Genomic DNA, 9,397 nt, shown 5'->3' with positions numbered 1-9,397 from the left:
CATTCTTGCCAACTCCATAAAAAAAACCGCCAATTGGCGGTTTTTTTAATTTACCTTCTGCTCATTTTCCATTTCCCATAGCTTTTCAAAAAACGGCTGTCCTTTTACAAGGCGCTCGCATAATTGTTCGTGCTTCTCAGACCATCCAGTTTTCGCTTCATCATAAAGTTTAGCCCAAATATCTTCAAATTCCATATGTTGAACCATTCCATATGCTGATGGATCCCACTCTGTGAACCAATAGCGAATTTCAGCTGGATTTTTCGTTGTATGTAATTGATCTAACGCCATAAATAATAATTGTTTTAGCTGTCTTTCTTTACGAGTCAAGCCATTCATAATGAAAGGCGATGGTGATAAAATATGATGCTCTTTTTCAATTTCTTCTACCTGGAACTCATACTTTTCTGCTTGCACATTTTCTACCATCTCATATACCATCTGCTCTTGACGAGGTATAAGCCTACTTTTTCTAATTGGCACATTATAGCCGATTGAATCAATCGCGATAATTCCTTTTCCATCTGTAACTACAAAACAATATTCTTGTTGCAAACGTTCGTGATTTTTACGAATATAAGCCTTATGATGTACGTCTTCCAATAACTTTTGCGGAAGCTCTAACAATTCGTTCTCGATGTAATGATATAATGTGGAATCTACTTTTAATAATGGCACTTGATCTAATAGCTCAATCGTATCATCTTTCCGCCACTCGTAAAAATGACAAACGTTATACCCATTCTCTTCACCTTCAAACCAATTTACCCATACATCATGTAGATATAACATTCTCTACCCCTCACTTCACTACTGTTTGTACCAATCATTATGTTCATTTTTGCTTAACTTTATTCCACTTGAGGAAATATATTCTAATTATTATTTTTTCTTCTATAATATATAAAAAAACAAGAGATAGCTCTCCTGTTTTTTTACGAAACATGAAATGTATTTGCTTTATTCAATATTTCTTTCGCATCTATAGATAATAAAGAAAGTGTATCTTCTCCTTCAAAAGCTACGCAATCTTTTACAATATGGAATCCAAGTGCATAGCCAAGCATTTTTGGATACGGGTGCAGTCCATTTAATAAAACATCATGCTCCCTCGTACCTCTCTTTACATCTATTCGTTCTTGTATTGAATTTCTCCAATAATAAATAGCATCTTCTTTTGAAATGTAAGTAGTCCACGGTGCGCATCTTTTTTCTGTATACCTTTCATATACAGCTTGCTCAGCTAATCCTTCCATAATCATCGTATCAAGTAATGTATACTCTGTTTCTTTCGTCTCAATTTGATGCAATCTACATATATGGTGATATTCATGCGTTAATAAAGCTTTTAGTTCCTCTACTGAATTACGTCCACATACGAATAAGAAAATAACGTGACGCATAGATAAACCAGCCTTCCCGTTATACTCTTCTTGTACCGTTCGATTATATGAATCTGATAATAAAATAAAGATAGGAACATCTGGACCTTTTAGCCAACTTTTTAATTTTTCATACTCCATGCTAAGTTCTTTCCAAATTTCTTTTTTCTCTAATTCTTTAATTTCCTGCTCACCCCGCATTACCGGGCGATACATACCTCTAGAGATTAAAAAGCGATACAACCTCTCTTTTGGCAATGGAATATACTTTGTAAATTTCTCACAAAGTTTTTCTGGGCGTCCATAATACAGGTGTAACCATTTTGCCGTATCAACAACCCCCATCTTCATCCCTCCTTTTTTTATGTATATGCGAAAAAAGGAAAGAGCGTAAAAATAAATAAGGTGTTTTTTCGTAGTTTGTTACGAAAAAACACCTTATTTTATCTATTATTTATACGATTTAAATACTAATACTGCGTTATGACCACCGAATCCTAATGAATTACTCAATACCGCGTTTACTTCTTGATGTCTCGCTTTATTTGGTACGTAATCTAAATCACAATCTGGATCTGGCGTTTCATAGTTAATTGTCGGAGGAATCACTCCGTCTGTAATTGTTTTAATAGAGAAGATCGCCTCAACAGCACCCGCTGCTCCTAATAAGTGACCTGTCATTGATTTCGTTGAGCTAATCGCTACTTTATATGCATGCTCGCCGAAAGTTTCTTTAATTGCCATCGTTTCATACTTTTCATTCGCATCTGTACTTGTACCATGCGCATTAATGTAATCAATATCTTCTGGCTCTAGACCTGCATCAGCTAAAGCTTGACGCATTGCACGCACTCCGCCTTCACCGCCAGGAGCAGGCATTGTAATATGGAACGCATCACCCGTTGCACCATAACCAGCAATTTCCGCATAAATATGGGCACCACGTGCTAACGCGTGCTCTAATTCTTCAAGAATAAGAATTCCTGATCCTTCACCCATTACAAAACCGCTACGGTTTTTATCGAACGGACGGCAAGCCGTCGCTGGATCTTCATTAAATGTTAATGCTTTCGCTGAACTAAATCCAGCAAATGCCATACTTGTTAACGGTGCTTCTGCTCCGCCCGTTATCATCGCGTCAGCATCACCACGCTGAATTGCTTTAAATGCATCTCCAATTGAGTTTGCACCAGATGCACAAGCCGTTACAGAACAAGTGTTAATTCCTTTTGCTCCTGTAGCGATTGATACTTGACCTGCTGCCATATCTGGAATCATCATTGGTACGAAGAATGGACTCACACGGCGTGGACCTTTTTCAGTAAAAATCTTAAATTGTTCTTCGTATGTTTCCATACCGCCAATACCAGAACCAATCCATACACCAATTCGAGGTCCGTTTTCTTCTGTAATTTCAAGGTTCGCATCTGCAACTGCCATTTTCGCTGCTGCTACTGCATATTGTGTAAAGCGATCCATACGGCGCGCTTCTTTTTTATCAATATATTTCTCGACTTCAAAGTCGTTAATTTCTGCTGCTACTTTTGCTGGAAACATTTCTGGATCAATTCTTGTAAGTCGTCCGATTCCAGATACACCCTTTTTAATGTTTTCCCACGCTGTTTCAACATCTGTTCCGATCGGTGTAACAGCTCCTAATCCTGTAATTACGACCCTCTTTTTTTCCATACAAAATACACTCCTTTTTTTCTCTCAGTCCTTATTTACCCCAACGAAGAGCGACTGCTCCCCATGTTAATCCGCCGCCAAAACCAACAAGTATAATTAAATCACCGTCTTGAATACGTCCATTTTGCAATTCCTCTACCATCGCAATTGGAATTGAAGATGCTGATGTATTACCGAACTTTTCAATTGTCATACTCATTTTTTCTTTCGGTAAATTTAATCTCTCTCTTGCGGATTCCATAATACGAATATTCGCTTGATGTGGTACTAAGAAGTCCACATCCTCTTTCGTAAGTCCTGCTTTTTCTAACACACGAAGACAAGAATCACCAAGTTGACGAACGGCAAATTTAAAGACTTCTCTGCCATTCATCATAACATACTCGTCTTGATAAAGATGCTTACCACCACTTCCGTCCGCTCCTAATTCGAATGAAAGTACACCTTTTCCTTCCGAAACAGCTCCCATTACGATAGCACCTGCTCCGTCCCCAAATAGTACTGCTGTATTTCGGTCGTTCCAATCTACAATTTTGGATAGTTTGTCACTACCAACTACTAATACATTTTTATAAGTCCCCGTTTGAATAAATTGCTGCGCTGTAATCATTCCGTACATAAAGCCAGCACACGCTGCACTTAAATCCATTGCAGCTGCATGTTTTGCGCCAATTGCTTCCTGGATTACACAAGCTACTGCTGGGAATGCGCGATCCGGCGTTACTGTTGCGACTAAAATAAGATCGATATCCTCTCCGCTAATTCCTGCATCTTCAAGTGCTTTTTTAGAAGACTCTACCGCCATATATGAAGTATCTATTGTATCATCGGCAATGCGTCTTTCTGCAATTCCCGTTCTCGTACGAATCCATTCATCAGATGTATCTACGATTTTCTCTAAATCGTGATTTGTGACTACTTTTTCTGGCACATATCTTCCGATCCCTAAAATGCCCACGTTCACATCGCAGCCCTCCGTTTTATATCAATTATTATGACTTGGTACTAATTTTAAAACATAAATGTACTTTTGTCTAGAATATATTTCAGCTAAAAAATAAAGACGGCGTATTACCAACTTTATTTTTCATTAAAAGAAACAGAAAAATCCATACCATTTTGAAATACAAATTACTCCATCATCTTATCCTTACTTCACTCAAAACAAAAAGGCCCTTACCGCTTCTACTCACGGCTTGAGCCTCCTCCCCTCCAAAAGACGGGTTAATTCTTTATCAGCTTCCCTTCAAAACTAAGACCTTCTCCTCATCACCGCTCTGGCCTTACCTCGCTCGAAACAAAAAAGGCCCTTACCGCTTCTACATACGGCTTGAGCCTCTTTCCCTCTCAAAAAAGAAGGTTTTTTTATTCTTTATCAGCTTTCCCAAGCTCATATGCTTCGCCCATTACTTTCATCAATAGCTCTAACACCGGCTGTGCTTTCTCCATATCAAGTGCAATTCCATTATCATCTAAAATTGCCTTAGCTTCTGGTAAATGCTTCATTGCGATTTGTAAAAATTGCATGCTTTTTTCGTTCATATATGCTCTTCCTCTCCAATAAAACTTTAAATTTATAGTCCATACAATAGTGTAACACGTACACTACCCTTCGTATAACTCTTTATATTTTTTCATATGTGCCAATTGTTTATTTAAACCAAATTCTAACGGCGTATTTCTTTTAAGAGAAACAACCTCTACCGCTTCATTTCTTATATGCTCATCTTTTTTATTTACCTTACCATCTGCATGTAAAAGGCTCATACCTTTTTCCCATAATGCTTCTTTTCCACTAAGTAAATTATATATACCGAGGTGCTTTACATTCATTCCATTTTCCCATAAGTATTCACATACATCTTCAACGTAAAGTAAATCACTTCCTTTTTCTTCACTTATACAACGGCACTCTTTTTCATCAAGTTCTGATAAAATGAGCTGATGATACATCATAAACGACGGTTGCCATGGCCCATATAATGTAGGAACTCGATATGCACTATATTGTAATTCTCCTTTTTTCACCCCTTCTTCCACTTTCGAAAACAGACGTTTGTTTTCGGATTCTTCAGTGCTTCCTATTTCAATAGAAGAAATTAGATTTAACTTTACTTTATTTTTTTCACACATTCTTACGATTCGTTTTAAATATTGTAATATGACTCTTTCATTCCGAAAGCCACTTTGCTGATTCGGCTCATACAAACAAAAATAAACTGTATCGAAACTCTCTTCCTCTACCGATCGCCATCCGTCTTCATCCCTTATAGAATAGTACGTAAATAACGCATTTCGCCCAATCAACAATAATTTCTCTTCATTAATTTTTGTCATACTATCAAATTCATCAAAATCAAGACCATATACTTCTACTTCTTCTGCAATCATTTTATTCACAAGGTGATAACCTACAAACGTAAGTGCACCTATAATCAGCACGCGTTCCATACCACCAACCCTTTCCCCTTGAAACAAATAGCTCCTCATTTATGTATATGGGAGCTTCACAATTCTTCTTCATATTTTTTAAAGAAATCAGTCGTTTGCCTAACCATTTTATATTTCACATCTTGGAGATGGAATAAGACAGAAGTATCGCATTGATTTAATTGCCTCATTTTCTCGTATTTACGTAACAATTGTTTTCTTCCTCTTTTTTCTTGTGTTGATACGAAAATTTTAACAGGTACACAAGACGGAAGAAGCGCAAATGATTTCTTATTTATTTTTGATTCTAATTCTTCTTCTTTGGAATCATACGCCAAACTTAATTCCTTCACTAATCTTTTGTAAAAAAACTTATGCTCTTTCTCAAACTCCACATATTCTGGTAAATCTAAACACGGATTTAACATAACGACAGAACGTATACATTCAGGGTATTTGTTCATCATTTCAAGTGCTACAAGCGCACCCATACCATCTGCCATAATGTGCATTTTCGTATTTAATGTCTCTTTTCTTAGTACGACATCATACAAACGTTTTGCAAGACGAACAGCTCGATCGTTTCCCCAATGTCTTCCGTATAAGTTAGACGAAAAGACTGTATAGCCTTTTTCAATAAGGCCCTGTAAAAAATAAGCTCTTCCTGCATGCTGTGTCCATAAACTTGTACCATTCTCAATAAAATAGTTATAATCTCCTAGGAGCATAACAGAAAATCCATTTGGCTTTTCCGGTAAATAAATTACACATGGTTCTTTTTCTAAGTAAAAAAAACGTTCCGTAATACTCATTTTTCCCCCGCCTTATTTTCTAAACGTATAAAAGTACTCTTTTATAATGTATGAACAGAATACAAATTTGCGTTGAAAAATCTACAAATATTTTTCTATATTCTTTTTTCAATTGTGTTACAATAAGGACAGATTGAACGAATAGAGGTGTAAAATATGCGTTTCATTTGGGCATTAATTTGGTCGTTCGCACTTGTACATATGATGAGCTATGTAATCGGCTCTATGACTGGCGGTACATACGATTTTAACCAAGCGTCTATTTTCTCAGTTGTTCTTGCAGTATTAGTATTAGCGATTGCAGCTGCGATTCCAAACGAGCCAGTAGAACAACACTAAAAAGAGTCCGGATTTTATCCGAACTCTTTTTTTACTTTATATGAACAACCAATTGGTTATTTTCTACATCAACCACTACGTGACTATTATCAGTAATCGTTCCTGCAATTAATTCTCTCGCTAATTTCGTCTCAACTTGACGCTGCACATATCGTTTTAACGGACGAGCCCCGTACATTGGATCGAATCCAGCTTCTACAACGAATTCTTTTGCTGCATTTGTTAATTCTACTGTAATGTGACGGTCAGCTAAACGACCTTGTAATTCTTTTACAATTTTATCAACAATACCTTTGATTTCATTCGTTGTAAGAGGTTTGAATAAAATAATTTCATCGACACGGTTTAAAAATTCTGGTCGGAAATGTCCTCTTAATTGCCCCATTACAAGTTCTCTTGACTCTTCTTTAATAGAGCCATCTTCTTCTAATCCTTCTAATAAGTGAGCAGATCCAATATTTGAAGTCATAATAATAACCGTGTTTTTAAAGTCTACTGTACGGCCTTGTGAATCTGTAATGCGTCCATCATCTAACATTTGTAATAAAATATTAAACACTTCTGGATGTGCTTTTTCAATTTCGTCTAACAAAATAACAGAATATGGTTTACGTCTTACTGCTTCTGTTAATTGACCACCCTCTTCGTATCCAACATATCCAGGAGGCGCACCAATCAAACGTGACACGGCGTGTTTCTCCATATACTCAGACATATCGATACGAATCATTTGCTCTTCACTGTCAAATAACGTTTGTGCTAACGTTTTTGCAAGCTCAGTTTTACCAACACCTGTAGGTCCTAAGAAAATAAATGAACCAATTGGACGATTCGGATCTTTAATACCAGCGCGCGCACGAAGAACTGCGTCTGATACAAGGCTTACCGCTTCTTCTTGACCAATCACACGCTCTGATAAAATTTGCTCTAAGCGTAATAACTTCTCGCGTTCGCCTTCAACGAGTTTTGCTACAGGAATACCAGTCCAGCGTGAAACAATGTCTGCAATTTCTTCTTCACTTACTTCCTCACGTAATAAACGATTTTCTTGCTTATTATGCGCGCCCATTTCTTCCGCTTCTTTTAATTCTTTTTCAATCGCAGGAATTTTCCCGTGACGAAGTTCAGCTGCTTTATTTAAGTCGTAATTCCCTTCCGCTTCTTCTAATTCACGACGCAGACGCTCTAAATGTTCACGTAAGTCACGAACTTTATGAATGTCTTCTTTTTCTTTTTCCCATTTCGCTCTCATACTACTTGCAACTTCTTTTAAATCCGATAATTCACGTTGCAGTACTTTTAGACGTTCTTGACTACCTAAGTCCTTTTCTTTCCCAAGAGCAGCTTCTTCAATTTCTAATTGCATCATGCGGCGCGTTACTTCATCTAATTCTGTTGGCATAGAATCAATTTCTGTTCGGATTGTTGCACAAGCTTCATCAACTAGATCGATTGCTTTATCAGGTAAAAAGCGATCCGAAATATATCGATCTGATAAAACAGATGCTGCTACAATCGCGCGGTCATGAATATTTACACCATGATAAATTTCAAAACGCTCTTTTAAACCACGTAAAATTGAAATTGTATCTTCAACAGTTGGCTCTTCTGCTAATACTTGTTGAAAACGTCTTTCTAACGCTGGATCTTTCTCGATATATTTACGATATTCATCGAGCGTCGTCGCCCCGATACAATGTAGTTCACCACGAGCTAGCATCGGTTTTAACATATTCCCTGCATCCATCGCTCCTTCTGTTTTACCAGCGCCGACGATTGTATGAAGTTCATCAATGAATAATAAAATACGCCCTTCACTCTTTTTAATTTCATTTAATACAGCTTGCAAACGCTCTTCAAACTCACCGCGGAATTTTGCTCCGGCCACAAGTGCACTCATATCTAGAGCGAAGATTGTTCTATCTTTTAACCCTTCTGGTACATCTTTTTTCACAATACGCTGCGCTAATCCTTCAACGATTGCTGTTTTACCAACACCTGGTTCACCAATTAAAACTGGGTTATTTTTCGTTTTACGTGAAAGAATACGGATCACGCGGCGAATTTCACTATCTCGGCCGATAACAGGATCAATTTTCCCCGCTCTCACTTCCGCCACTAAATCACGGCCATATTTTTCTAATGCTTCATAAGTTGCTTCTGGATTTTGACTAGTCACTCTTTGATTCCCCCGAACTGTCATTAAAGACTGTAATAAGTTATCTTTCGTAATATGAAATCTCGTAAATAATTGATTTATATCGCCTTTTTCTTCAGAAAAAGCAAGTAATACATGTTCGATTGAAATGTAGTCATCCTGCAATTTCTCTGCTTCTTTCCCTGCTCTTACAAGCAGTTGTTGCAAAGCACCGGTTACATATAATTTCCCAGCCTCTGCTCCGCTTCCAGTTACAGAAGGCTTTTTCTTAATTAAACTTTCAGCGCCTTGCTTTAACGCTTCTATATCGACATTCATTTTTTGAAAAATACGTACTGCTAATCCGTCTTGCTGCTCTAATAACGTAAGCAATAGATGAACAGTATCTACTTCTTGATGATGATGAGATACCGCTAAAGACTGAGCACTCGTAATCGCTTCCTGTGTTTTCGTTGTCATTTGATTTAAGTCCATCTTTACCGCCCTCCAAATGTTTGACTTTCTTTGACCTTTGATTTGATTATACGCCAACTGACTTTTTTATACAATAATTTTGCTTATGTATTTCAAACTTATTATTGGAAAAT

General features: G+C 37.2%; 9 protein-coding genes. 1 reads left to right on the top strand and 8 read right to left on the bottom strand.

Annotation, left to right across the window (positions count from 1 at the left end):
- Nucleotides 1–45: 45 nt before the first annotated feature.
- From BAQ49_RS06330 to BAQ49_RS06300, 7 genes are all read right to left on the bottom strand, one after another.
- A complete protein-coding gene (locus tag BAQ49_RS06330) occupies nucleotides 46–792 on the bottom strand; it encodes a YjbA family protein (RefSeq protein WP_000966130.1) in 747 nt (248 codons plus the stop codon).
- Between the two features lie 143 nt (nucleotides 793–935).
- Nucleotides 936–1,727 (bottom strand): DUF2268 domain-containing putative Zn-dependent protease, encoded by a 792-nt coding sequence (locus BAQ49_RS06325; protein ID WP_071744631.1) that lies wholly within the window; start codon nucleotides 1,725–1,727, stop codon nucleotides 936–938.
- 105 nt (nucleotides 1,728–1,832) lie between these two features.
- Nucleotides 1,833–3,071: a beta-ketoacyl-ACP synthase II gene (fabF, locus tag BAQ49_RS06320; RefSeq protein ID WP_071744630.1), complete on the bottom strand. Its 1,239-nt coding sequence runs from the start codon at nucleotides 3,069–3,071 to the stop codon at nucleotides 1,833–1,835.
- 31 nt (nucleotides 3,072–3,102) lie between these two features.
- Nucleotides 3,103–4,035 carry a beta-ketoacyl-ACP synthase III gene (gene fabH / locus BAQ49_RS06315; protein WP_071744629.1) on the bottom strand — a complete coding sequence of 311 codons (933 nt, stop codon included), beginning with the start codon at nucleotides 4,033–4,035 and terminating at the stop codon, nucleotides 3,103–3,105.
- A gap of 401 nt (nucleotides 4,036–4,436) precedes the next feature.
- A complete protein-coding gene (locus BAQ49_RS06310) occupies nucleotides 4,437–4,613 on the bottom strand; it encodes a ComZ family protein (RefSeq protein ID WP_001003333.1) in 177 nt (58 codons plus the stop codon).
- A 63-nt stretch (nucleotides 4,614–4,676) separates the two neighbouring features.
- A complete protein-coding gene (locus BAQ49_RS06305) occupies nucleotides 4,677–5,549 on the bottom strand; it encodes an NAD-dependent epimerase/dehydratase family protein (RefSeq protein ID WP_071744628.1) in 873 nt (290 codons plus the stop codon).
- Nucleotides 5,550–5,578: 29 nt separating this feature from the next.
- Entirely contained in the window at nucleotides 5,579–6,313 is a 735-nt protein-coding gene (locus BAQ49_RS06300) for a lipase family protein (RefSeq protein ID WP_002149846.1), read from the bottom strand.
- Nucleotides 6,314–6,469: 156 nt separating this feature from the next.
- Between BAQ49_RS06300 and BAQ49_RS06295 the strand changes: the two genes are divergently transcribed.
- Nucleotides 6,470–6,652 (top strand): YjzD family protein, encoded by a 183-nt coding sequence (locus BAQ49_RS06295; protein WP_001211111.1) that lies wholly within the window; start codon nucleotides 6,470–6,472, stop codon nucleotides 6,650–6,652.
- A 31-nt stretch (nucleotides 6,653–6,683) separates the two neighbouring features.
- Here BAQ49_RS06295 and clpB read toward each other — a convergent pair whose 3' ends face one another.
- Complete coding sequence (gene clpB / locus BAQ49_RS06290) at nucleotides 6,684–9,284, bottom strand: ATP-dependent chaperone ClpB (RefSeq protein ID WP_071744627.1); 2,601 nt, start codon at nucleotides 9,282–9,284, stop codon at nucleotides 6,684–6,686.
- Nucleotides 9,285–9,397: the final 113 nt, after the last annotated feature.

The sequence above is a fragment of the Bacillus proteolyticus genome (assembly GCF_001884065.1).
Classification (GTDB): domain Bacteria; phylum Bacillota; class Bacilli; order Bacillales; family Bacillaceae_G; genus Bacillus_A; species Bacillus_A proteolyticus.
This window is presented reverse-complemented; position numbering and strand designations above follow the sequence as displayed.

Excerpts from the sequence above, each read along its gene's own strand:
- BAQ49_RS06330 (WP_000966130.1), bottom strand. The coding sequence starts at position 792 with ATGTTATATCTACATGATGTATGGGTAAATTGGTTTGAAGGTGAAGAG.
- BAQ49_RS06325 (WP_071744631.1), bottom strand. The coding sequence starts at position 1,727 with ATGGGGGTTGTTGATACGGCAAAATGGTTACACCTGTATTATGGACGC.
- fabF (WP_071744630.1), bottom strand. The coding sequence starts at position 3,071 with ATGGAAAAAAAGAGGGTCGTAATTACAGGATTAGGAGCTGTTACACCG.
- BAQ49_RS06310 (WP_001003333.1), bottom strand. The coding sequence starts at position 4,613 with ATGAACGAAAAAAGCATGCAATTTTTACAAATCGCAATGAAGCATTTA.
- BAQ49_RS06300 (WP_002149846.1), bottom strand. The coding sequence starts at position 6,313 with ATGAGTATTACGGAACGTTTTTTTTACTTAGAAAAAGAACCATGTGTA.
- BAQ49_RS06295 (WP_001211111.1), top strand. The coding sequence starts at position 6,470 with ATGCGTTTCATTTGGGCATTAATTTGGTCGTTCGCACTTGTACATATG.
- clpB (WP_071744627.1), bottom strand. The coding sequence starts at position 9,284 with ATGGACTTAAATCAAATGACAACGAAAACACAGGAAGCGATTACGAGT.